Source organism: Streptomyces sp. 4N124 (assembly GCF_052245395.1).
Taxonomy (GTDB): domain Bacteria; phylum Actinomycetota; class Actinomycetes; order Streptomycetales; family Streptomycetaceae; genus Streptomyces.
Genome location: NZ_JBQQBS010000024.1, coordinates 92531 through 115710, shown reverse-complemented (window position 1 = coordinate 115710; position 23180 = coordinate 92531). Strand labels below are relative to the sequence as shown.

Genomic DNA, 23180 nt, shown 5'->3' with positions numbered 1-23180 from the left:
CTGCGAAAACACGCTGGCGCCCACCTGAGCGACTACGGCACCACGTGCCCTCACGCACTCCTCGGAGCATGGAATGGCACCGCGCGGCACCGGATGGCGCCACATGGCACCCTGTGACGCCATTACGGCATCACAGGGACCCCTATCCCCAGTCGTCGGGCTCCGGTTCCGCGTCCATCTCGGGCCAGTGGTCGTCGTCGCCCGCTGCACCGGCGACCGCAGGAGCGGGAGCGGAGCCGGGTGCCCCGCCCTCCAGCGAGGCCAGCACGCCGATGACGCCCTCCCCGTACGTCGCGAGCTTCTTCTCACCCACCCCGCTGACACCGCCGAGCTCTCGCACCGACGTCGGCCACACCGTGACGATCTCCCGGAGCGTGGCGTCATGGAAGATCACATACGCCGGGACGCCCTGCTCACGGGCCTGCTCGGCGCGCCACGCGCGCAGCGCCTCGAAGGCGGGCAGCAGTTCCTCGGGCAGTTCGGCCACCGCCGCCTTGGGCTTGCGGTCGCCCCGGCCGGACGAGGAGGACGTCGTACGCGCCGACGCCGGCTTCTTCGGTTCCTTGCGCAGCGGCACCTCCCGCTCCCGCCGCAGCACCTCTCCGCTCGCCTCGGTCAGCACCAGCGTGCCGTACTCCCCCTCGACCGCGAGCAGCCCCTGCGCCAGCAACTGCCGTACGACGCCCCGCCATTCGCCCTCGGACAGCTCCTCGCCGATGCCGAACACGGACAGCTGGTCGTGGTCGAACTGGATCACCTTGCCGGTGCGCTTGCCCAGCAGGATGTCGACGATCTGCACCGCGCCGAACTTCTGCCCGCGCTCCCGCTGCAGCCGCACCACCGTCGACAGCACCTTCTGCGCGGCGACGGTGCCGTCCCACGTCTCCGGCGGGGTCAGACAGGTGTCGCAGTTGCCGCAGCCCGCCGGATCGGGATCCTGACCGAAGTAGGCGAGGAGCTGGCCCCGGCGGCACTGCGCCGTCTCGCACAGCGCCAGCATCGAGTCCAGGTGGGCGGCGGCCCGTCGCCGGAACGCCTCGTCCCCCTCGCCGGACTGGATCAGCTTGCGCTGCTGTATGACGTCGTTGAGCCCGTACGCCATCCAGGCGGTGGACGGCAGCCCGTCCCGCCCCGCGCGCCCCGTCTCCTGGTAGTAGCCCTCCACCGACTTCGGCAGATCCAGATGCGCGACGAACCGTACGTCCGGCTTGTCGATGCCCATCCCGAAGGCGATGGTCGCCACCACGACCAGACCGTCCTCCCGCAGGAACCGGGACTGGTGCGCCGCGCGCGTACCCGCGTCCAGACCGGCGTGATACGGCACCGCCTCGATGCCGTTGCGGCTCAGGAACTCGGCCGTCGAGTCCACCGACTTGCGGGACAGGCAGTACACGATGCCCGCGTCGCCCGGGTGCTCCTCGCGCAGAAAGCTCAGCAGCTGCTTCTTGGGGTCCGCCTTCGGCACGATCCGGTACTGGATGTTGGGCCGGTCGAAGCTCGCCACGAAGTGGCGGGCCGTCGGCATGTTCAGCCGCTGGGTGATCTCCTTGTGCGTCGCGTGCGTGGCCGTCGCCGTGAGCGCGATCCGCGGGACGTCCGGCCAGCGCTCCCCGAGCAGGGAGAGGGCCAGATAGTCGGGGCGGAAGTCGTGGCCCCACTGGGAGACACAGTGCGCCTCGTCGATCGCGAAGACGGCGATCTTGCCGCGCGAGAGCAGATCGAGGGTGGCATCCAGCCGCAGGCGCTCCGGCGCCAGATACAGCAGGTCCAGCTCGCCCGCCAGGAACTCGGCCTCCACCACCCGGCGCTCGTCGAAGTCCTGCGTGGAGTTCATGAACCCGGCCCGCACACCGAGCGCCCGCAGCGCGTCCACCTGGTCCTGCATCAGCGCGATGAGCGGCGAGACGACCACGCCCGTACCGGGTCTGACCAGGGACGGGATCTGGTAGCACAGTGACTTGCCGCCCCCGGTCGGCATGAGCACGACGGCGTCCTCGCCGGCCACGACATGCTCGATGACCGCTTCCTGCTCGCCGCGGAAACTGTCGTACCCGAAAACCCTGTGGAGCGTGGCAAGCGCCTCGCTCCCGGCTACCGCTGTCATCCCGCCGATCCCGCCCGTCCCACCCATCGCTGTGCCCCCGTACGCCGTACCTCGACCACTGCCCCCACGATAGGGGCCCGCTCTGACACCGTCGGACTTATCCACAGGCTCGCCGGCCCGAGACCCACAGAACAGCAGCCCCCTCACGCACAGACGCCCGGCACCCAGAGCGTGGGGTGCCGGGCGGCTGTGTGCGTCCGGATCGGTTCAGCGCACGAACACTCCCGCCTGGCTCGCCAGGTCCAGGAAGTACTGCGGTGCCACACCGAGCACCAGCGTGACCGCCACACCCACGCCGATCGCCGTCGTCGTCAGCGCGGACGGCACGGCGACCGTCGGGCCCTCGGGCGCCGGCTCGCTGAAGAACATCAGCACGATGACGCGGATGTAGAAGAACGCGGCGATCGCCGACGAGATCACACCGACCACGACCAGCGGGCCCGCGCCGCCCTCCGCCGCCGCCTTGAACACGGCGAACTTCCCGGCGAAGCCGGAGGTCAGCGGAATGCCCGCGAAGGCCAGCAGGAACACCGCGAACACGGCCGCAACGAGCGGCGAACGGCGCCCGAGACCGGCCCACTTGGACAGGTGCGTCGCCTCGCCACCGGCATCCCGTACGAGCGTGACCACCGCGAACGCGCCGATCGTCACGAACGAGTAGGCGCCCAGATAGAACAGCACGGACGACACCCCGTCCGGCGTGGTCGCGATGACACCCGCGAGGATGAAGCCCGCGTGCGCGATGGACGAGTACGCCAGCAGCCGCTTGATGTCCGTCTGCGTGATCGCGACGATCGCACCGCCGAGCATGGTGACGATCGCGACCGCCCACATGACCGGCCGCCAGTCCCAGCGCAGGCCGGGCAGCACCACGTAGAGGATCCTGAGCAGCGCGCCGAACGCGGCCACCTTCGTCGCCGCCGCCATGAATCCGGTGACCGGGGTCGGTGCGCCCTGGTAGACGTCCGGCGTCCACATGTGGAACGGCACGGCGCCGACCTTGAACAGCAGGCCCATCACCAGCATCGCGGCGCCGATGAGCAGCAGCGCGTCGTTGCCCATGGTGTCCGCGAGCGCCGGGGTGACGTTCGTGACCGTGCCGTCGACGACCTGCGCGATCGTCGCGTACGACACCGAGCCCGCGTAGCCGTACAGCAGCGCGATGCCGAACAACGTGAACGCGGAGGCGAACGCGCCGAGCAGGAAGTACTTGACCGCGGCCTCCTGCGACATCAGCCGCTTGCGGCGCGCGATCGCGCACAGCAGGTACAGCGGCAGCGAGAAGACTTCCAGGGCGATGAACAGCGTCAACAGGTCGTTGGCCGCCGGGAAGATCAGCATGCCCGCGATCGCGAACAGCAGCAGGGGGAACACCTCGGTGGTGGTGAACCCCGCCTTGACCGCGGCCTTTTCACTGTCGCTGCCCGGCACGGAGGCGGCCTGCGCGGCGAACGAGTCGACCCGGTTGCCGTGCGCCGCCGGGTCCAACCGTCGTTCGGCGAAGGTGAACAGGCCCACCAGACCGGCGAGCAGGATCGTGCCCTGCAGGAACAGGGCCGGGCCGTCGACCGCGATGGCGCCCATCGCCACGATGCCCGCGCGGGTCGTGCCGTATCCGTCCGCCGCGAGCGCGACGACCGCCGCGAAGGCGGCGACCAGAGCCACGACGGAGACGAACACCTGCACGTAGTAGCGGGCCTTGCGCGGCACCAGCGCCTCGACCAGCACCCCGACCACCGCCGCCCCGACGACGATCAAGGTCGGCGACAATTGCCCGTATTCGATCTTCGGCGACTCGATCTTCGAGATCGGATCGGCCGCGGTTGTCCACAGGCTGTGGACGACTGCTGTACTCACTTGGCCGCCTCCACCTCGGGCTGAGGATCCTTCTGCTCTACGTCGGACATGGTCTGCTTGACCGCCGGGTTCACGATGTCCGTGACGGGCTTCGGGTAGACGCCCAGGAAGATCAGCAACGCGACCAGCGGGGCCACGACCACGAGTTCACGCACCCGGAGATCCGGCATCGCCGCGACCTCCGCCTTCACCGGGCCCGTCATCGTCCTCTGATAGAGGACCAGGGTGTAGAGCGCGGCGAGCACGATGCCGAACGTGGCGATGATCCCGATGACCGGGTAGCGCGCGAACGTGCCGACCAGGACCAGGAATTCACTGACAAAGGGGGCAAGTCCGGGCAGCGACAGGGTCGCCAGGCCACCGATCAGGAACGTGCCCGCGAGCACCGGAGCGACCTTCTGCACACCTCCGTAGTCGGCGATGAGCCGCGAGCCGCGCCGCGAGATCAGGAAGCCGGCCACCAGCATCAACGCGGCCGTCGAGATCCCGTGGTTGACCATGTACAGCGTCGCGCCCGACTGGCCCTGGCTGGTCATCGCGAAGATGCCCATGATGATGAATCCGAAGTGCGAGATCGACGCGTACGCCACCAGCCGCTTGATGTCCCGCTGCCCGACGGCGAGCAGCGCCCCGTAGATGATGCTGATCAGCGCCAGTACGAGGATGACGGGCGTCGCCCACTTCGACGCCTCCGGGAACAGCTGGAGGCAGAAGCGGAGCATCGCGAAGGTGCCCACCTTGTCGACGACCGCCGTGATGAGGACGGCGACCGGGGCGGTGGCCTCCCCCATCGCGTTGGGCAGCCAGGTGTGCAGCGGCCACAGCGGCGCCTTCACCGCGAACGCGAAGAAGAAGCCCAGGAACAGCCAGCGTTCGGTGTTGGTCGCCATGTCGAGCGAGCCGTTGGCCCGCGCCTCGGCGATCTCCTGGAGCGAGAAGTTCCCGGCGACCACATACAGGCCGATCACGGCGGCCAGCATGATCAGACCGCCGACCAGGTTGTAGAGCAGGAACTTCACGGCCGCGTACGACCGTTGCGTCGACGCCACCTTCTCGCCGTGCTCGTGGGCACGGTCCCCGAAGCCGCCGATGAGGAAGTACATCGGGATCAGCATGGCTTCGAAGAAGATGTAGAAGAGGAAGACGTCGGTGGCCTCGAAGGAGAGGATCACCATCGCCTCGACGGCCAGGATCAGGGCGAAGAAGCCCTGCGTCGGCCGCCAGCGCCTGCTTCCGGTCTCCAGCGGATCGGCGTCGTGCCAGCCCGCGAGGATGATGAACGGGATCAGCAGGGCGGTCAGCGCGATCAGCGCCACCGCGATGCCGTCCACACCCAGCTCGTAGCGGACTCCGAACTCCGCGATCCAGGCGTGGGATTCGGTGAGCTGGTAGCGGGCACCGTCGGGATCGAAGCGCACCAGGGTGGTGATGGCCAGCCCGAGGGTGGCCAACGAGACCAGCAGCGCCAGCCACTTGGCGGCGGTGCGCTGGGCGGCCGGTACGGCGGCCGTGGCGATCGCCCCGATCGCGGGGAGCGCCGCCGTCGCTGTCAGCAGGGGAAAGGACATCGGTATCAGACCGCCCTCATCAGCAGGGTCGCGGCGACGAGGATCGCCGCACCGCCGAACATCGAGACCGCGTACGACCGCGCGAAGCCGTTCTGCAGCCTGCGCATCCGTCCGGAGAGGCCGCCGACCGAGGCCGCCGTGCCGTTGACGACTCCGTCGACCAGGGTGTGGTCGACGTACACCAGGGAGCGCGTCAGGTGCTCGCCGCCGCGGACCAGGACGACGTGGTTGAAGTCGTCCTGGAGCAGATCACGCCGAGCGGCCCGGGTGAGCAGCGACCCGCGCGGGGCGAGGACCGGGACCGGGCGGCGGCCGTACTGCGCGTAGGCGAGGGTGACGCCGATGACCATGCACGCCACGGTCGCTCCCGTGACCGCCCCCGCGCTGATCGGCGAGTCGCCGTGGTCGTGCCCGGTGATGGGCTCCAGCCAGTGCAGGAAGCGGTCGCCGATGCTGAAGAAGCCGCCCGCGAACACCGATCCGAAGGCCAGCACGATCATCGGGATCGTCATGGACTTGGGCGACTCGTGCGGGTGCGGCTCATTGCCGTTCGCATCGGGCTGCCAGCGCTTCTCGCCGAAGAACGTCATCAGCATCACGCGCGTCATGTAGAACGCCGTGATGGCCGCGCCGAGCAGGGCCGCGCCGCCGAGGATCCAGCCCTCGGTGCCGCCCTTGGCGAACGCCGCCTCGATGATCTTGTCCTTGGAGAAGAAGCCGGACAGGCCCGGGAAGCCGATGATGGCGAGGTAGCCGAGGCCGAAGGTGACGAAGGTGACCGGCATGTACTTCCTGAGGCCGCCGTACTTCCTCATGTCGACCTCGTCGTTCATGCCGTGCATGACCGAGCCGGCGCCGAGGAACAGCCCGGCCTTGAAGAAGCCGTGCGTCACCAGGTGCATGATCGCGAATACGTAGCCGATGGGGCCGAGGCCCGCGGCGAGGATCATGTAGCCGATCTGCGACATGGTCGAACCGGCCAGCGCCTTCTTGATGTCGTCCTTCGCGCAACCGACGATCGCACCGAACAGGAGCGTGACGGCACCGACCACGGTGACCGCCAACTGCGCGTCCGGCGCGGCGTTGAAGATCGCTCCGGAGCGGACGATCAGGTAGACGCCCGCGGTCACCATCGTCGCGGCGTGGATGAGGGCCGAGACCGGGGTCGGGCCCTCCATCGCGTCCCCGAGCCAGGACTGCAGCGGCACCTGGGCGGACTTGCCACAGGCGGCCAGGAGCAGCATCAGCCCGATGCCGGTGAGGGTGGCCTCGCTGGTGTCACCGGCGAGGCCCGGCTCCCCATGGGTGCCGAGCACCGGCCCGAAGGCGAAGGTCCCGAAGGTCGTGAACATGATCATGATCGCGATCGACAGGCCCATGTCGCCGACCCGGTTGACCAGGAAGGCTTTCTTCGCGGCGGTCGCCGCGCTGGGCTTGTGCTGCCAGAAGCCGATCAGCAGGTAGGAGGCGAGACCGACGCCTTCCCAGCCGACGTACAGCAGCAGGTAGTTGTCGGCGAGGACGAGCAGCAGCATCGCCGCGAGGAACAGGTTCAGATAACCGAAGAAGCGGCGGCGCCGCTCGTCGTGCTCCATGTACCCGACCGAGTACAGGTGGATCAGCGAGCCGACGCCGGTGATCAGCAGGACGAACGTCATCGACAGCTGGTCGAGCTGGAAGGCGACGTCGGCCTGGAAGCCCTCGACCGGCACCCAGCTGAACAGGTGCTGGCCGAGTTCGCGTTCCTCGGCGCCCTTCCCCAGCATGTCGACGAAGAGGACCACGCCGATCACGAAGGAGACGGCCGCGAGGACCGTCCCGATCCAGTGGCCGACGGCATCGAGCCGCCGGCCGCCGCACAGCAGTACGGCCGCTCCGAGCAGAGGCGCCGCCACCAGCAGCGCAATCAGGTTCTCCACGATTCAGCGACCCCTTAGAGCTTCATCAGGCTGGCGTCGTCGACCGAGGCCGAGTGGCGGGAACGGAACAGCGACACGATGATCGCGAGCCCGACCACGACCTCCGCGGCGGCGACGACCATCGTGAAGAACGCGATGATCTGGCCGTCGAGATTGCCGTGCATCCGGGAGAAGGCGACGAGCGCGAGGTTGCAGGCGTTGAGCATCAGCTCGATGCACATGAAGACCACGATCGCGTTCCGCCGGATCAGTACTCCGGTGGCGCCGATCGTGAACAACAGGGCGGCGAGATAGATGTAGTTGACCGGGTTCACTTCGACGCCTCCCCGCTGTTCGTGCGCTCCAGACGGTACTCGGCGCGCTGCTCCAGGGTCTTGAGGTCGTTGATCGCCTCGGTGGACACATCACGGATCTGACCGCGTTCGCGCAGCGTCTTGCTGACGGTGAGCTCGGACGGCGTGCCGTCGGGCAGCAGGCCCGCGATGTCCACCGCGTTGTGCCGGGCGTAGACGCCGGGCGCGGGCAGCGGCGGCAGGTGCTTGCCCTCGCGCACACGCTGCTCGGCCATCTCGCGCTGGGTCTTGGCCCGTTCGGTGCGCTCGCGGTGGGTGAGCACCATGGCGCCGATGGCGGCCGTGATCAGCAGGGCACCGGTGATTTCGAAGGCGAAGACGTACTTGGTGAAGAGGAGGGCCGCGAGGCCCTCCACATTGCCGTTCGCGTTGGCCTGGGCCAGGCCGGTGAACTCCGTCAGGGAGGCGTTCCCGATACCCGCGACCAGCAGGATGCCGAAGCCGAGCCCGCAGAGAAGGGCCAGCCAGCGCTGGCCCTTGATGGTCTCCTTCAGGGAGTCCGCCGCCGTCACGCCGACGAGCATCACCACGAACAGGAACAGCATCATGATCGCGCCGGTGTAGACGACGATCTGTACGACGCCCAGGAAGTAGGCGCCGTTGGCGAGGTAGAACACCGCCAGAATGATCATGGTTCCGGCGAGACAGAGCGCGCTGTGCACGGCCTTCTTCATGAAGACGGTGCACAGGGCGCCGATCACCGCGACGGTGCCGAGGACCCAGAACTGGAAGGCCTCTCCGGTGGAGGTGGAGTAGGCGGCGAGCTGCGCGCTCACGCGTCCACCCCCTCTTCGTCGGGCTTCTCTCCCTTGGAGACGGCGACTTGGCGCTCCGTGCCGGGCGCGGCCTCCGTCACCAGGCCCCGGTAGTAGTCCTGCTCGTCCGTCCCCGGGTAGATGGCGTGCGGGGTGTCGACCATGGAGTCGTCGAGGCCGGCCAGCAGCTGTTCCTTGGTGTAGATCAGGTTGGCGCGGCTGGAGTCGGCGAGCTCGAACTCGTTCGTCATCGTGAGCGCGCGCGTGGGGCACGCCTCGATGCACAGGCCGCACAGGATGCAGCGGGCGTAGTTGATCTGGTAGACGCGGCCGTACCGCTCGCCCGGCGAGTAGCGCTCCTCGTCCGTGTTGTCCGCGCCCTCGACGTAGATCGCGTCGGCGGGGCAGGCCCAGGCGCACAGTTCGCAGCCGATGCACTTCTCCAGGCCGTCCGGATGGCGGTTGAGCTGGTGCCGTCCGTGGAACCGTGGGGCGGTGGTCTTCTGCTGCTCCGGGTACTGCTCGGTCAGCCGCTTCTTGAACATGGCCTTGAAGGTCACGCCGAAGCCGGCCACCGGGTTCTGGAAACCGGGTTTGGTCTCCTTGGGCTCCTCAGCCATCGGACGCCTCCTTTCCATCCAGAGATCCGTCACTGGCAGTATCCGACCCACCACTGACAATCAACTCCCGCTCGCGGCGCGAACGGCGCCGGGGCACCGGCGGCAGCTCCTGTCCCGGCAGTGGCGGCACGGGGAATCCGCCCGCCATCGGGTCGAAGCCCGGGGGCACTTCGGTGGGCCGCTCGGCCGCCTTCGCTTTCTCGCGGAACATGTCGGCGACGAAGGAGAGCAGCAGCAGGGCGAGGACACCACCGCCGACGTACAGGGCGATGTCGGCGAAGTCGTAGTTCTCGTTCCGCAGCGTCCGCACCGTGGCGACGAGCATCAGCCAGACCACGGAGACCGGGATGAGGACCTTCCAGCCGAGCTTCATCAGCTGGTCGTAGCGGACCCGCGGCAGCGTGCCGCGCAGCCAGATGAAGAAGAACAGCAGCAACTGGACCTTGACGACGAACCAGAGCATCGGCCACCAGCCGTGGTTCGCGCCCTCCCAGAAGGTGGAGACCGGCCAGGGAGCCCGCCAGCCGCCCAGGAAGAGCGTCACCGACACGGCCGAGACCGTCACCATGTTCACGTACTCGGCGAGCATGAACATCGCGAACTTGATCGACGAGTACTCGGTGTTGAAGCCGCCGACCAGGTCGCCCTCGGACTCCGGCATGTCGAAGGGGGCGCGGTTGGTCTCGCCGACCATCGTGATGATGTAGATCACGAAGGACACCGGCAGCAGGATGATGTACCAGCGGTCCTGCTGCGCCTCGACGATCGCCGACGTCGACATCGACCCCGAGTAGAGGAAGACGGAGGCGAAGGCGGCGCCCATGGCGATCTCGTACGAGATCATCTGCGCGCAGGACCGCAGGCCGCCGAGCAGCGGATAGGTGGATCCAGAACTCCAACCCGCGAGGACGATGCCGTAGATGCCGACCGACGCGACCGCGAGGATGTAGAGCATCGCGATGGGCAGGTCGGTGAGCTGCATCGTGGTGCGGTGGCCGAAGATCGAGATCTCGTTGCCGGCCGGTCCGAAGGGGATCACCGCGATCGCCATGAAGGCCGGGACGGCCGCGACGATCGGCGCGAGGATGTAGACCGCCTTGTCCGCGCGCTTGACGACGAGGTCTTCCTTGAGCATCAGCTTGATGCCGTCGGCGAGCGACTGGAGCATGCCCCAGGGGCCGTGCCGGTTGGGGCCGATGCGCAGCTGCATCCAGGCGACGACCTTGCGCTCCCAGACGATGGAGAACAGCACGGTCACCATCAGGAAGGCGAAGCAGAACACCGCCTTGATGACGACCAGCCACCAGGGGTCGAGGCCGAACATCGAGAGGTCTTCAGCGGCGAGGTACGGGCTCATGCCTCCACCTCCTTGGGGGCCTCGGTCGGTTGCGTCGCCGGGCCGATGCGGACCAGGGAGCCGGGCAGCGCCCCGGTGTCGGAGGCGACGCCCCCGCCGGTGGAGTTCAGCGGGAGCCAGACCACGCGGTCGGGCATCTCCGTGACCCTGAGAGGTAGTTCGACCGTCCCCGCGGTACCGGTCACGGCAAGCAGGTCGCCTTCCTTGACGCCCGCCTCGGCAGCCGTCGCGGCCGACACGCGCGCGTGGGCGGCGTGCCGGGTCCCGGCGAGGGCGTCGTCGCCCTCCTGCAGACGGCCTTGGTCGAGCAGCAGCCGGTGCCCTGCGAGCACGGCCTCCCCGGCGGCCGGCCGCGGCAGCACGCCCGCGATCGCCAGCGACTCGGTGGCCCGCGGCCCTTCCCAGGCGCCGAGCCGGTCCAGCTCCGCGCGCGCGGTGCGCAGATCCGGCAGCCCCAGGTGTACGTCCATGGCGTCGGCCAGCATCTGCAGTGCACGCGCGTCGGTCGGCGCGAGGGTGCGGGTCATGTGGTCGGGCTTGAGCGCGGCCTCGAAGAGGCGAGCCCGGCCTTCCCAGTTGAGGAAGGTGCCCGCCTTCTCGGCCACCGCGGCGACGGGGAGCACGACGTCCGCGAGCTCGGTGACCTCGCTGGGCCGCAGCTCCAGTGACACCACGAAGCCCACCTCGTGAAGTGCTTCACGCGCGCGTGCCGGGTCGGGCAGGTCGGCGATCTCGACGCCGGCGACGAGCAGCGCCTGGAGTTCGCCTCCGGCGGCGGCCTCGACGATCTGGCCGGTGTCCCGGCCGTAGCGGAGCGGAAGTTCGGCGACGCCCCAGGCCGCGGCGACCTCCTCACGCGCGCGCGGGTCGGTGGCCGGGCGCCCGCCCGGCAGCAGCGACGGCAGCGCGCCCGCCTCGATCGCGCCCCGCTCGCCGGCCCGGCGCGGAATCCACACAAGGTGGGCGCCGGTCGCGGTGGCGAACCGTGCGGCGGCGGTGAGTCCGCCCGCCACGGCGGCCAGCCGCTCGCCGACGACGATCACCGCACCCTCGGTGCGCAGCGCCTCGGAGGCCTTGGCGCCGTCGTCCTCCAGGCCGACCCCGCTCGCGAGCGCGTCCAGCCACTCGGTCTCGGTGCCGGGAGCGGCCGGCAGCAGCGTGCCGCCCGCCTTCTCCAGGCCGCGCGTGGCGTGCGTGGCCAGCGCGAACACCTTCTGCCCGTGTCCTCGCCAGGCCTTGCGCAGCCGCAGGAAGACGCCGGGCGCCTCCTCCTCGGCCTCGAACCCGACCAGCAGGACCGCGGGCGCCTTCTCCAGAGAGGTGTACGTGACGCCCGTACCGTCGAGATCCCGTCCGCGCCCGGCGACCCGGGCGGCCAGGAAGTCGGCCTCCTCGCCGCTGTGCACACGCGCGCGGAAGTCGATGTCGTTCGTGTCGAGCGCCACGCGCGCGAACTTGCTGTAGGCGTAGGCGTCCTCGACGGTGAGGCGCCCGCCGGTCAGGACGCCCGTGCGCCCGCGCGATGCGAGCAGCCCCTGAGCCGCGATCTGCAGGGCCTCCGGCCACGACGCGGGGACCAGGTCCCCCTCGGCGTTGCGCACCAGTGGCGTGTCGATCCGGTCCCGCTGTTGCGCGTACCGGAAGGCGAAGCGCCCCTTGTCGCAGATCCACTCCTCGTTGACCTGGGGGTCGTTGGCGGCGAGGCGCCGCATGACCTTGCCGCGCCGGTGGTCGGTGCGGGTCGCGCAGCCGCCGGAGCAGTGCTCGCACACGCTCGGCGAGGAGACGAGGTCGAACGGGCGGGAGCGGAAGCGGTACGCCGCCGACGTGAGCGCGCCGACCGGGCAGATCTGGATGGTGTTGCCGGAGAAGTACGACTCGAAGGGGTCGCCCTCGCCGGTACCGACCTGCTGCAGCGCGCCCCGCTCCAGCAGCTCGATCATCGGGTCGCCCGCGATCTGGTTGGAGAACCGGGTGCAGCGGGCGCACAGCACGCACCGCTCCCGGTCCAGCAGCACCTGCTTGGAGATCGGGACGGGCTTCTCGAAGGTCCGCTTCTTTCCTTCGAAGCGGGACTCCGCGTTGCCGTGCGACATCGCCTGGTTCTGCAGCGGGCATTCGCCGCCCTTGTCGCAGACCGGGCAGTCCAGCGGATGGTTGATGAGCAGCAGCTCCATCACACCGTGCTGGGCCTTCTCCGCGACCGGCGAGGTGAGGTGGGTCTTGACCACCATCCCGTCGGTGCAGGTGATCGTGCAGGACGCCATCGGCTTGCGCTGGCCCTCGACCTCGACGATGCACTGGCGGCAGGCGCCGGCCGGGTCGAGGAGGGGATGGTCGCAGAACCGGGGGATCTCGATGCCGAGTTGTTCGGCGGCCCGGATGACCAGGGTGCCCTTGGGCACGCTGATCTCGACGCCGTCGATCGTCAGCGAGACGAGATCCTCCGGCGGGACCGCCGCCTCTCCCCCTCCGGAGGGAGCGTTGGTGGTCACGGTCATGCGTTCACCTCCGTGCGGTCGGCCCAGGCCGTCGACTTGGCCGGGTCGAAGGGGCAGCCGCGGCCCGTGATGTGCTGCTCGTACTCCTCGCGGAAGTACTTCAGCGAGGAGAAGATCGGCGAGGCGGCACCGTCGCCGAGGGCGCAGAAGGACTTGCCGTTGATGTTGTCCGCGATGTCGTTCAGCTTGTCGAGGTCACTCATCACGCCCTTGCCGGCCTCGATGTCGCGCAGCAACTGCACGAGCCAGTACGTCCCTTCGCGGCACGGCGTGCACTTGCCGCAGGACTCGTGGGCGTAGAACTCGGTCCAGCGGGTGACGGCCCGCACCACGCAGGTCGTCTCGTCGAAGCACTGCAGGGCTTTCGTGCCGAGCATGGAACCGGCGGCGCCCACTCCCTCGTAGTCGAGAGGGACGTCGAGGTGCTCGTCGGTGAACATCGGCGTCGAGGACCCGCCGGGCGTCCAGAACTTGAGGCGGTGGCCCGGCCGCATGCCGCCGCTCATTTCGAGGAGCTGGCGGAGCGTGATGCCGAGCGGCGCCTCGAACTGGCCGGGATTGGCGACATGGCCGCTGAGCGAGTAGAGCGTGAAGCCCGGGGACTTCTCGCTGCCCATCGACCTGAACCAGTCCTTGCCGTTTTTCAGGATGGCGGGAACCGACGCGATCGACTCGACGTTATTCACCACAGTCGGGCACGCATAGAGGCCCGCGACGGCAGGGAAAGGGGGACGGAGCCGCGGTTGACCCCGGCGGCCTTCGAGCGAGTCGAGCAGTGCGGTCTCTTCACCGCAGATGTACGCGCCCGCGCCCGCGTGCACGGTGAGCTGGAGATCGAGGCCACTGCCCAGGATGTTCTCGCCGAGGTAGCCGGCCTCGTAGGCCTCGCGCACGGCCTCGTGCAACCGCCGCAGAACAGGGACGACTTCACCACGCAGATAGATGAAGGCATGCGACGACCTGATGGCATAACACGCGATCACAATGCCCTCGATGAGGCTATGCGGGTTCGCGAAGAGGAGCGGGATGTCCTTGCAGGTTCCGGGCTCCGACTCGTCGGCGTTGACAACTAGATAGTGCGGTTTTCCATCACCCTGGGGAATGAACTGCCATTTCATTCCCGTCGGGAATCCCGCGCCGCCGCGGCCCCGCAGCCCGGACTCCTTCACATACGCGATGAGGTCGTCCGGCGACATGGCGAGTGCCTTGCGCAGCCCCTCGTATCCTTCGTGCCTTCGGTAGACGTCCAGCGTCCAGGACCTGTCCTCGTCCCAGAAGGCCGACAGCACGGGTGCGAGCAGCTTCTCAGGACTTGTGTCCTTGATCTCGGCTGCCAAGGTCATCACTCCCCCTCCTCGGCGGTAGGCCCTGCCGGGTGGGCGGGGTCGGATGCCGATGTGTCCTGCGGCGCGTCGTGCGAGCTCAGGTGTTCTGCGGGTGACGGCTCGTGTACGGCCCTGTCCTGCGGCTCGGTGTGCGGGCCGCCCTCCCGCGGATGGACCACGCGCGCGGGTGCGGCCTCTCCCCTGGCCAGGCGGAGGCCCACCAGCGAGGCGGGTCCCGCTCCGCCGCTTGCCTCGACGGCCCCTGGCCGCTCGTCGGGGAAGCCGGCGAGGATCCGGGCGGTCTCCTTGAAGGTGCACAGCGGCGCCCCGCGCGTGGGCTCGACCGGGCGTCCCGCGCGGAGGTCGTCGACGAGACGCTTGGCGGTGGCCGGGGTCTGGTTGTCGAAGAACTCCCAGTTGACCATCACGACCGGCGCGAAGTCGCAGGCCGCGTTGCACTCGATGTGCTCCAGGGTGACCTTGCCGTCGTCGGTGGTCTCGCCATTGCCGACGCCGAGGTGCTCCTGGAGCTCCTCGAAGATCGCGTCCCCGCCCATCACCGCGCAGAGCGTGTTGGTGCAGACGCCGACCTGGTAGTCACCGCTCGGCCTGCGCCGGTACATGGTGTAGAAGGTGGCGACCGCGGTGACCTCGGCCGTGGTCAGGTCGAGCATGTCCGCGCAGAACTGCATCCCGGTGCGCGTGACATGGCCCTCCTCCGACTGGACGAGGTGCAGCAACGGCAGCAGCGCGGACCGGGAGTCCGGGTAGCGGGCGATGATCTCGCGCGCGTCGGTCTCCAGCCGGGCTCGAACGTCGTCCGGGTAGGCGGGCGCGGGCAGTTCGGGCATGCCCAGGCTGACGCCCCGCTCCGAAGAAGAGGTGGTCACCGGTCGACGCCTCCCATCACGGGGTCGATGGACGCTACGGCGACGATGACGTCGGCGACCTGGCCGCCTTCGCACATCGCCGCCATGGCCTGCAGGTTGGTGAAGGACGGGTCGCGGAAGTGGACCCGGTAGGGGCGGGTGCCTCCGTCGGAGACGGCGTGCACTCCGAGTTCGCCCTTGGGTGACTCGACTGCCGCGTACGCCTGTCCCGGCGGGACGCGGAAGCCCTCGGTCACCAGCTTGAAGTGGTGGATCAGGGCCTCCATGGAGGTACCCATGATCTTCTTGATGTGGTCGAGGGAGTTGCCGAGCCCGTCCGGTCCCAGGGCGAGCTGGGCCGGCCAGGCGATCTTCTTGTCGGCGACCATCACCGGGCCGGGCTGCAGCCGGTCCAGGCACTGCTCGACGATCCTGAGCGACTGGCGCATCTCTTCCAGGCGGATCAGGAAGCGGCCGTAGGCGTCGCAGGTGTCGGTGGTCGGGACGTCGAAGTCGTAGGTCTCGTAGCCGCAGTAGGGCTGCGTCTTGCGCAGGTCGTGCGGCAGGCCGGTGGAGCGCAGGATCGGGCCGGTGGCACCGAGGGCCATGCAGCCGGACAGATCGAGATAGCCGACGTCCTGCATACGGGCCTTGAAGATGGGGTTCCCGGTGGCGAGCTTGTCGTACTCGGGGAGGTTCTTCTTCATCTTCTTCACGAACTCGCGGATGTGGTCCACCGCGCCGGGCGGCAGGTCCTGCGCGAGTCCGCCGGGGCGGATGTACGCGTGGTTCATCCTCAGGCCCGTGATGAGCTCGTAGATGTCGAGAATCATTTCACGATCACGGAATCCGTAGATCATGATCGTGGTGGCGCCGAGTTCCATGCCGCCGGTGGCGATGCACACCAGGTGCGAGGAGAGCCGGTTCAGCTCCATCAGGAGCACCCGGATGATCGTGGCCCGGTCGGGGATCTGGTCCTCGATGCCGAGGAGCTTCTCGACGGCGAGACAGTAGGCGGTCTCGTTGAAGAAGGACGTCAGGTAATCCATGCGCGTGACGAAGGTGGTGCCCTGCGTCCACGTGCGGAACTCGAGGTTCTTCTCGATGCCGGTGTGGAGGTAGCCGATGCCGCAGCGGGCCTCGGTGACCGTTTCGCCGTCGATCTCCAGGATCAGGCGGAGCACTCCGTGGGTGGAGGGGTGCTGGGGGCCCATGTTGACGACGATGCGTTCGTCGTCGGCGCGGGCCGCGGACTGGACGACCTCGTCCCAGTCGCCACCGGTGACCGTATATACGGTGCCCTCGGTGGTCTCCCGCGGAGTTGCGTGCTGCGTGCTCATGAGTACGACCTCCGCTGGTCCGGAGCCGGGATCTGGGCGCCCTTGTACTCGACGGGGATACCGCCGAGGGGGTAGTCCTTGCGCTGCGGGTGGCCCTGCCAGTCGTCCGGCATCATGATCCGCGTCAGGGCCGGGTGACCGTCGAAGACGATGCCGTAGAAGTCGTAGGTCTCGCGCTCGTGCCAGTCGTTGGTCGGATAGACGGAGACCAGGGACGGGATGTGCGGGTCGGCGTCCGGGGCGCTGACTTCCAGGCGGATCAGCCGGTTGTGGGTGATCGAGCGCAGGTGGTAGACGGCGTGCAGCTCGCGGCCCTTGTCGTGGAGATAGTGGACACCGCTTACGCCGGTGCACAGCTCGAAGCGCAGGGCGGGGTCGTCGCGCAGGGTGCGGGCGACGCGGAGCAGGTGCTCGCGTTCGATGTGGAAGGTGAGTTCGCCGCGGTCGACGACCGTCTTCTCGATCGCGTTATCGGGGAGGAGGCCCTGTTCCTCCAGCGCGCCCTCGAGTTCGTCGGCGACCTCGTCGAACCAGCCGCCGTAGGGGCGGCTCGCCGGTCCCGGGAGCCGGACCGAGCGGACCAGGCCGCCGTACCCGGAGGTGTCGCCGCCGTTGTTGGCGCCGAACATGCCGCGCTGGACGCGGATCTCCTCACCGCCCTCACCGCGCTGGCCGGGGAGGTTGTCCGCGCCGAGGTCCTTCTCGGGGTTCACCCCGTTCGACGCCCCGTTGGTGCCGTTGGCGTCGCTCATCGCAGCAGCCCCTTCATCTCGATCGTCGGCAGGGCCTTGAGCGCCGCTTCCTCCGCTTCACGAGCCGCCTCCTCGGCGTTCACACCGAGCTTGGAGGTCTGGATCTTCTGGTGGAGCTTGAGGATCGCGTCCATCAGCATCTCCGGCCGTGGCGGGCAGCCGGGCAGATAGATGTCGACCGGGACGATGTGGTCGACGCCCTGGACGATGGCGTAGTTGTTGAACATGCCGCCGGAGGAGGCGCACACCCCCATGGAGATCACCCACTTGGGGTTCGGCATCTGGTCATAGACCTGCCTGAGCACCGGCGCCATCTTCTGGCTGACCCGGCCCGCGACGATCATCAGGTCCGCCTGGCGCGGCGAGCCGCGGAAGACCTCCATGCCGAAGCGCGCCAGGTCGTAACGGCCGGCGCCGGTGGTCATCATCTCGATGGCGCAGCAGGCAAGGCCGAAGGTGGCGGGGAAGACGGACGACTTGCGCACCCAGCCCGCGGCCTGCTCGACGGTGGTCAGCAGGAAGCCGCTCGGCAGCTTTTCTTCGAGTCCCATGAGTTAAGGCCCCTCAGTCCCATTCCAGGCCGCCGCGTCGCCATACGTACGCGTAGGCGACGAAGACGGTGAGCACGAAGAGCAGCATCTCCACGAGCCCGAAAACACCCAGGGCGTCGAAGGTGACGGCCCAGGGGTAGAGGAAGACGATCTCGATATCGAAGATGATGAAGAGCATCGCCGTCAGGTAGTACTTGATCGGGAAGCGCCCGCCGCCGGCCGGCGTGGGGGTCGGCTCGATGCCGCACTCGTAGGCCTCGAGCTTGGCCCGGTTGTAACGCTTCGGACCGATCAGCGTGGCCATGACCACGGAGAAGATCGCAAAGCCTGCCCCGAGGGCTCCCAGTACGAGGATGGGCGCATACGCGTTCACCGCTCCTCGCTCCTCTCAGTCGGCACTGACTGCTGGCGGTTGGCCGGGTTCGCACTCGCCTCACCCGTCCCACGAACCCCGCTCGTCCCGGCGAAGATCGAGAACATGTGAAGCAGGTCACAAGCCCAACTGCCTCGCATCTTATGCCCGGCGCTCTGTGATCTGCGACACGGGGTATTGCACAAGCTTTGTGATCTCCACCACCTGACGAAGGATCATGAAGTCGGATGAGCGGTGATCTTCACACGAGAAGCGTCGGAGTGATCACCAGAGGTGATATTTCCGCTCGTCGGCGCAGTTGAGAGGCGGCGTCTCCATATCAAGAGACTTCCCTTGCATGCAAATTCGCGCTGGGCGCGAGGCCTTGATAGAGGGCGGCGTTCACACATCGGAGGGAGGGGCGGTGCGCGGCGTGGACGCGTGCGCGCATTCACGAGCGGATTCGGTGGAGGCGTGCACGCAGGACGCACCCGCCTCCGTAACCGTTGCGTGACCTCTGCCACACCCATGAGGAGCGGATGAGAACCGGGCTTGGCCACCTGTCCCAACCAGTGGTAGGCGGGGGGCAATTCGGGCGTAACGAAGAAAGGGCGTGATCACCGGCCGGATGGGGGCCGTCCGCAATGTCCGTTACGGCGTCAATAAGGAGCGACGCGCCCGGGATTCGGGGCACCGATTGAACAACTGTGGCGCACCACACGTTTCTTGAAGGTATGGAGGAGCCCCTGATACCGGTTAGTCCCATGTCCCACACCGCTCACATACGCAGCCACCGGAAGCCCCGCCGCACCGCGACGTCGTCAGTCGCGATGCGAGCCGGAGTTGCCGGTGGCATCCTCAGCACCGTGGCAGTGGCCGGCGCGTCCGCTTCGGCGAACGCGGCCGAGCCGGTGACGCAGACGCTCGAACTGCCCACGCTCACCGCCGACCTGTCCGCTCAGGTCGAGCAGTCCGCGCAGGCCACCCAGCTGGCCGCAGCCAACTACGAGCTGCAGGCCGAGCGTGACGCGGCCGCCGCCGAGGCGGCCCAGGAAGCCAAGAAGGACCTCGCCGAGGCGAAGAAGAAGGCCGAGGCCAAGGAGAAGGCGGAGGAGGCCCGCAGGGCTGCCGCCGAGGCCGCCACCTCCCGCGCCGCCGAGCGGACCACGCTCTCCGCCGAGGCCGACACCTCCACCTCGGTGTCCGCCCCGGCCAGCGGCAGTGTCGCGACGGTCATCTCGTTCCTCCAGGCACAGGTGGGCGACGCCTACGTCATGGGCGCCACGGGCCCCGACGCCTGGGACTGCTCCAGCCTCGTCCAGGCCGCGTTCAAGCAGGTCGGCGTGGACCTCCCGCGGGTGTCGCAGGACCAGTCGACGGTCGGCACCGATGTCTCCCTGTCCAACCTTCAGGTGGGCGACATCCTGTACTGGGGCGGCAAGGGTTCCGCGTACCACACGGGCGTCTACATCGGAAACGGCCAGTACCTGGACGCTGCCAACCCCTCCAAGGGCGTCGTGATCCAGGACCTGTCCGGGTACCCGGCGTCGGGTGCGGTGCGCGTGCTCTGAGCCGCGTAGAGCGAAACGTACGACCGGAAGGGCCGCAGCCGCTCGGGGGCAGCGGCCCTCCTGGTGGCGTTCTGCGGCCCGTTCAGCCGAGGTCGAAGGTGTTGGGCAGGCCCAGCCGGTAGCGGAGCTCGTCGACGCGTTTGAGCGGTTCCATCTCCGGCGGGCGGAACAGCTCCTGGATCTCACAGCGATCGGCGTCCGAATTGTCCGCGTCGAGAAGCGCGTTGACGGCCAGCCGCGCGGACTCGTTGGCGCCCTCCATCGTCGCCAGGTCCACATCGGTACGGACGTAGTCGCCGGCGAGATAGAAGCCGGGCACCTTGGTACGGGCCGTGGGGCGGTTGTAGAGGGTGCCCGTGGGGTGGATGAGGAGTTGCTCGCGGTTCTGCGGGTTCCCGCCGCCCAGGCCCGTCACCGCCGGGTCCATGAACCAGCCGAGGCGGTCCTCGTCGGTGAGCGTCGTCTTGCCGGAGTCGTTGAGGCCGTCCTTCAGTTGGGCCCAGAGCTCGGCGACGACCTCCTCGCGCGTGCACTCGCGGGCCGTCTTGCCGTACAGGATGCCCGGCTTGTCCCACTCGGAGATGATGGCCGACAGGCAGTCGTGCGCCCGGCCGTCTCCGTAGTCGGCCGAGAAGTCCCGCCCGTCCCAGAACTGGGCCTGGCCGACGGCCGTCACCGACCAGGGTGAGTCGAGGCAGTTGATGTGCCCGTTGACGACGGGCGTCGGGGTGCGCAGATAGAACATCACGCCGACCATCCAGTCCGTCTCCAGCGCATCGCACCGCGCGAGCTGCGGGTCGGCCGCGCGCAGCGCGGAACCCCAGGTGCGGCGGGCGTGCTCGACGGGCAGGGCGCAGATGTAGTGGTCGGCGGTGCCGGTGCGGGCCTGACCGCCGTCGCGCGCGGAGACCCGTACGCCGGTCACCCGGCCGCCCTCGTACACGATCTCCTCGACCTGCGTCCCCAGCACGAATTCGACGCCGAGGGAGCGCAGATACGTCTCCCAGGGGTCGATCCAGGCCTCGCTGGTGGGGGCGTTCAGCACGCGGTCGATGTCGGCGTCGCCGTCCATGCCGCGGCCGAGGAGGCCCCACAGCAGCAGGGCCTCGATGATGATGCGGCCGACGGTGCGGGTGGAGGCGACCTCCGCGCGCGTGGCCACCAGGTTGCGGGTCTGGCCGACGCCGAGGACGGTCTGGTACTCCTCGCTCATCTCCTCCGCACGGATGAAGTCCCACCAGGAGGTCTTCTCCCACTGGTCCTGGCGGCGGGCCTCGCAGCTCGTGAGGTGGACGAGGAGCCGGTCGGCGAAGTAGGCGGCCTCGTGGGCGGGCAGGCGGGTGCCGAGGTCGAGGACGGAGAGGATCTGGTCCCGGATCCAGGACGGGGTGAGGTCGCCGGGGGCGGGCGGGGTGGTGAGGCGGCGCAGCGGGAAGTGGAGGTCCGGACGGCCCGCCTCGCGGGCGAAGAGGGCCTCGGTGCCGCTGCGGAGGTTGTCGTGGACGCCGTTCGCGTTGCCGGGGAAGGGGATGCGGCGCATCGTGTCCGGCAGGTTGCGGTAGAAGCCGGGGAAGAAGCGGAAGCCGTGTTCGGCGGGGAGGTCCTGCCGTCCCCCGGCCGCCGTGCCGGGAAACGGCATCGAGCGGGCCTTGCCGCCGAGGGCGTCGTAGTACTCGTAGACGGTCACCGCGTAGCCGCGCTCGGCGAGTTCGTGGGCGGCGCTGAGTCCGGAGACCCCGCCGCCGAGGACGGCGACGCGCTTGCCGGGCGCGGCGGCGGACGCGCCCCCGGCAGCTCCTAAGGAGAGGGCGACTCCCCCGGCGACGCCCGCGCTCGCGCCGGCGAGGAAGCGTCTACGGGTGGGGCCGGGCTGCTGCGTGTGTTCTGTTGTCATGAATACGGGAGGGTAGGGAGGGGTGCCGGAGGCCGGAACCCCGATTCCCGGCCACCCACAGCATCCTCACAACAGGCGGCGGCAGAAGGAGAGTTCACGATGCCGAGCGCTCGCGCCCGAGGCCCGGCGCGGCACGGTCCGGCGGGGCGCGCCGCTCACGCCTTGGGCGCCACCTTGCTCAGTCCGTTGATGATCCGGTCCATCGCGTCGCCGCCGGTCGGGTCGGTGAGGTTGGCCAGCATCTTCAGGGTGAACTTCATCAGGAGCGGGTGGGTCAGGCCGCGCTGGGTCGCGATCTTCATGACCTTCGGGTTGCCGATGAGCTTCACGAAGGCGCGGCCCAGCGTGTAGTAGCCGCCGTAGGTGTCCTTGAGGACGCGCGGGTAGCGCTGGAGGGCGATCTCGCGCTGGGCCGGGGTGGCACGCGCGTGTGCCTGCACGATGACGTCGGCGGCGATCTGACCGGACTCCATGGCGTAGGCGATGCCCTCGCCGTTGAAGGGGTTCACCAGACCGCCGGCGTCGCCGACGAGCAGCAGCCCGCGTGTGTAGTGAGGCTGGCGGTTGAAGGCCATGGGCAGCGCGGCCCCGCGAATGGGGCCGGTCATGTTCTCCGGCGTGTAGCCCCAGTCCTCCGGCATCGACGCGCACCAGGCCTTCAGCACCTCGCGCCAGTCCAGTTCCTTGAAGGAGTCGGAGGTGTTGAGGACGCCCAGCCCGACGTTGGACGTACCGTCGCCCATGCCGAAGATCCAGCCGTAGCCCGGCAGCAGCCGGTCCTCGCCCGGGCCGCGGCGGTCCCACAGCTCCAGCCAGGACTCCAGGTAGTCGTCTTCGTGGCGGGGGCTCTCGAAATACGTGCGGACCGCGACGCCCATCGGACGGTCCTCGCGACGGTGCAGCCCCATCGCCAGGGAGAGGCGGGTGGAGTTGCCGTCGGCGGCCACCACCAGCGGCGCGTGGAAGGTGACCTCCCGCTTCTCCCCGGAGTCGCCGAGCTTGGCGTGCACGCCCGTGATCCGGCCCGTGCGGTCGTCGATGATCGGAGCGCCGACGTTGCAGCGCTCGTACAGGCGGGCGCCCGCCTTCTGGGCCTGGCGGGCGAGCTGCTCGTCGAAGTCGTCGCGCTTGCGGACGAGGCCGTAGTCGGGGAAGGAGGCGAGATCCGGCCAGTCCAGCTGCAGTCGCATACCTCCGCCGATGATCCTGAGCCCCTTGTTGCGGAGCCAGCCGGCCTCTTCCGAGATGTCGATGCCCATCGAGACGAGCTGCTTGGTGGCGCGCGGGGTCAGCCCGTCGCCGCACACCTTTTCGCGGGGGAAGCTGGTCTTCTCCAGCAGCAGTACGTCGAGTCCGGCCTTCGCCAGGTAGTACGCGGTCGTGGAGCCGGCTGGCCCCGCGCCGACGACGATCACATCGGCGGTGTTTTCGGAGAGGGGCTCGGTCACGGCGGGATCTCCCCAAGTTCGCAATCTACGTGCCGACGGGCACT

General features: G+C 68.8%; 18 protein-coding genes. 1 reads left to right on the top strand and 17 read right to left on the bottom strand.

Annotated elements, in window-relative coordinates; all coding sequences use genetic code 11:
* Positions 1 to 142: 142 nt before the first annotated feature.
* The 15 genes from recQ to ACTWQO_RS24240 all read right to left on the bottom strand — a co-directional run bounded on the left by recQ (position 143) and on the right by ACTWQO_RS24240 (position 18244).
* A complete protein-coding gene (gene recQ, locus ACTWQO_RS24310) occupies positions 143 to 2131 on the bottom strand; it encodes a DNA helicase RecQ (RefSeq protein WP_443239463.1) in 1989 nt (662 codons plus the stop codon).
* 180 nt (positions 2132 to 2311) lie between these two features.
* Positions 2312 to 3961 (bottom strand): NADH-quinone oxidoreductase subunit NuoN, encoded by a 1650-nt coding sequence (nuoN, locus tag ACTWQO_RS24305; RefSeq protein ID WP_443239462.1) that lies wholly within the window; start codon positions 3959 to 3961, stop codon positions 2312 to 2314.
* Positions 3958 to 5529, bottom strand: coding sequence for an NADH-quinone oxidoreductase subunit M (locus tag ACTWQO_RS24300; protein WP_443239461.1), 1572 nt, complete (start codon positions 5527 to 5529; stop codon positions 3958 to 3960). Before ACTWQO_RS24300 ends, nuoN begins: the two co-directional genes overlap by 4 nt.
* Positions 5530 to 5534: 5 nt before the next feature.
* The gene (gene nuoL, locus ACTWQO_RS24295; RefSeq protein WP_443239460.1) at positions 5535 to 7448 is read right to left on the bottom strand and encodes an NADH-quinone oxidoreductase subunit L; all 1914 of its coding nucleotides are present in this window, start codon (positions 7446 to 7448) and stop codon (positions 5535 to 5537) included.
* Positions 7449 to 7462: 14 nt separating this feature from the next.
* Entirely contained in the window at positions 7463 to 7762 is a 300-nt protein-coding gene (gene nuoK / locus ACTWQO_RS24290; protein WP_443239459.1) for an NADH-quinone oxidoreductase subunit NuoK, read from the bottom strand.
* On the bottom strand, positions 7759 to 8577 hold the full coding sequence (locus ACTWQO_RS24285) for an NADH-quinone oxidoreductase subunit J (RefSeq protein ID WP_443239458.1): 819 nt from the start codon (positions 8575 to 8577) through the stop codon (positions 7759 to 7761). Before ACTWQO_RS24285 ends, nuoK begins: the two co-directional genes overlap by 4 nt.
* Positions 8574 to 9176 (bottom strand): NADH-quinone oxidoreductase subunit NuoI, encoded by a 603-nt coding sequence (nuoI, locus tag ACTWQO_RS24280; RefSeq protein WP_443239457.1) that lies wholly within the window; start codon positions 9174 to 9176, stop codon positions 8574 to 8576. Before nuoI ends, ACTWQO_RS24285 begins: the two co-directional genes overlap by 4 nt.
* Complete coding sequence (gene nuoH / locus ACTWQO_RS24275) at positions 9169 to 10533, bottom strand: NADH-quinone oxidoreductase subunit NuoH (RefSeq protein WP_443239456.1); 1365 nt, start codon at positions 10531 to 10533, stop codon at positions 9169 to 9171. Before nuoH ends, nuoI begins: the two co-directional genes overlap by 8 nt.
* Positions 10530 to 13034 carry an NADH-quinone oxidoreductase subunit G gene (locus tag ACTWQO_RS24270; RefSeq protein ID WP_443239455.1) on the bottom strand — a complete coding sequence of 835 codons (2505 nt, stop codon included), beginning with the start codon at positions 13032 to 13034 and terminating at the stop codon, positions 10530 to 10532. The genes nuoH and ACTWQO_RS24270 overlap by 4 nt, the downstream gene beginning before the upstream one ends.
* Complete coding sequence (gene nuoF / locus ACTWQO_RS24265; protein WP_362934458.1) at positions 13031 to 14380, bottom strand: NADH-quinone oxidoreductase subunit NuoF; 1350 nt, start codon at positions 14378 to 14380, stop codon at positions 13031 to 13033. The genes ACTWQO_RS24270 and nuoF overlap by 4 nt, the downstream gene beginning before the upstream one ends.
* The gene (gene nuoE, locus ACTWQO_RS24260; protein ID WP_443239454.1) at positions 14377 to 15249 is read right to left on the bottom strand and encodes an NADH-quinone oxidoreductase subunit NuoE; all 873 of its coding nucleotides are present in this window, start codon (positions 15247 to 15249) and stop codon (positions 14377 to 14379) included. Before nuoE ends, nuoF begins: the two co-directional genes overlap by 4 nt.
* Positions 15246 to 16568 (bottom strand): NADH-quinone oxidoreductase subunit D, encoded by a 1323-nt coding sequence (locus ACTWQO_RS24255; protein WP_443239453.1) that lies wholly within the window; start codon positions 16566 to 16568, stop codon positions 15246 to 15248. Before ACTWQO_RS24255 ends, nuoE begins: the two co-directional genes overlap by 4 nt.
* Positions 16565 to 17320 (bottom strand): NADH-quinone oxidoreductase subunit C, encoded by a 756-nt coding sequence (locus tag ACTWQO_RS24250; protein ID WP_443239452.1) that lies wholly within the window; start codon positions 17318 to 17320, stop codon positions 16565 to 16567. The genes ACTWQO_RS24255 and ACTWQO_RS24250 overlap by 4 nt, the downstream gene beginning before the upstream one ends.
* Positions 17317 to 17871, bottom strand: a complete 555-nt coding sequence (locus ACTWQO_RS24245; protein ID WP_010041554.1) for a NuoB/complex I 20 kDa subunit family protein — start codon at positions 17869 to 17871, stop codon at positions 17317 to 17319. The genes ACTWQO_RS24250 and ACTWQO_RS24245 overlap by 4 nt, the downstream gene beginning before the upstream one ends.
* Before the next feature lie 13 nt (positions 17872 to 17884).
* Positions 17885 to 18244 (bottom strand): NADH-quinone oxidoreductase subunit A, encoded by a 360-nt coding sequence (locus ACTWQO_RS24240; RefSeq protein WP_033319564.1) that lies wholly within the window; start codon positions 18242 to 18244, stop codon positions 17885 to 17887.
* 713 nt (positions 18245 to 18957) lie between these two features.
* On the opposite strand from ACTWQO_RS24240, the gene ACTWQO_RS24235 reads away from it, so the two are divergent.
* Positions 18958 to 19794, top strand: a complete 837-nt coding sequence (locus ACTWQO_RS24235) for a C40 family peptidase (RefSeq protein ID WP_443239451.1) — start codon at positions 18958 to 18960, stop codon at positions 19792 to 19794.
* A gap of 82 nt (positions 19795 to 19876) precedes the next feature.
* On the opposite strand, the gene ACTWQO_RS24230 is transcribed toward ACTWQO_RS24235, so the two are convergent.
* Both ACTWQO_RS24230 and ACTWQO_RS24225 read right to left on the bottom strand, forming a co-directional pair.
* The gene (locus ACTWQO_RS24230; RefSeq protein ID WP_443239450.1) at positions 19877 to 21688 is read right to left on the bottom strand and encodes a hydroxysqualene dehydroxylase; all 1812 of its coding nucleotides are present in this window, start codon (positions 21686 to 21688) and stop codon (positions 19877 to 19879) included.
* A gap of 155 nt (positions 21689 to 21843) precedes the next feature.
* Positions 21844 to 23136, bottom strand: a complete 1293-nt coding sequence (locus tag ACTWQO_RS24225; protein ID WP_443239449.1) for a geranylgeranyl reductase family protein — start codon at positions 23134 to 23136, stop codon at positions 21844 to 21846.
* Positions 23137 to 23180 lie beyond the last annotated feature (44 nt).

What these genes read in the sequence shown, in the direction of transcription:
- recQ (WP_443239463.1), bottom strand. Translation starts at nt 2,131, where the DNA reads ATGGGTGGGACGGGCGGGATCGGCGGGATGACAGCGGTAGCCGGGAGC.
- ACTWQO_RS24300 (WP_443239461.1), bottom strand. Translation starts at nt 5,529, where the DNA reads ATGTCCTTTCCCCTGCTGACAGCGACGGCGGCGCTCCCCGCGATCGGG.
- nuoI (WP_443239457.1), bottom strand. Translation starts at nt 9,176, where the DNA reads ATGGCTGAGGAGCCCAAGGAGACCAAACCCGGTTTCCAGAACCCGGTG.
- nuoH (WP_443239456.1), bottom strand. Translation starts at nt 10,533, where the DNA reads ATGAGCCCGTACCTCGCCGCTGAAGACCTCTCGATGTTCGGCCTCGAC.
- ACTWQO_RS24270 (WP_443239455.1), bottom strand. Translation starts at nt 13,034, where the DNA reads ATGACCGTGACCACCAACGCTCCCTCCGGAGGGGGAGAGGCGGCGGTC.
- ACTWQO_RS24255 (WP_443239453.1), bottom strand. Translation starts at nt 16,568, where the DNA reads ATGAGCACGCAGCACGCAACTCCGCGGGAGACCACCGAGGGCACCGTA.
- ACTWQO_RS24250 (WP_443239452.1), bottom strand. Translation starts at nt 17,320, where the DNA reads ATGAGCGACGCCAACGGCACCAACGGGGCGTCGAACGGGGTGAACCCC.
- ACTWQO_RS24245 (WP_010041554.1), bottom strand. Translation starts at nt 17,871, where the DNA reads ATGGGACTCGAAGAAAAGCTGCCGAGCGGCTTCCTGCTGACCACCGTC.
- ACTWQO_RS24235 (WP_443239451.1), top strand. Translation starts at nt 18,958, where the DNA reads ATGGAGGAGCCCCTGATACCGGTTAGTCCCATGTCCCACACCGCTCAC.
- ACTWQO_RS24230 (WP_443239450.1), bottom strand. Translation starts at nt 21,688, where the DNA reads ATGACAACAGAACACACGCAGCAGCCCGGCCCCACCCGTAGACGCTTC.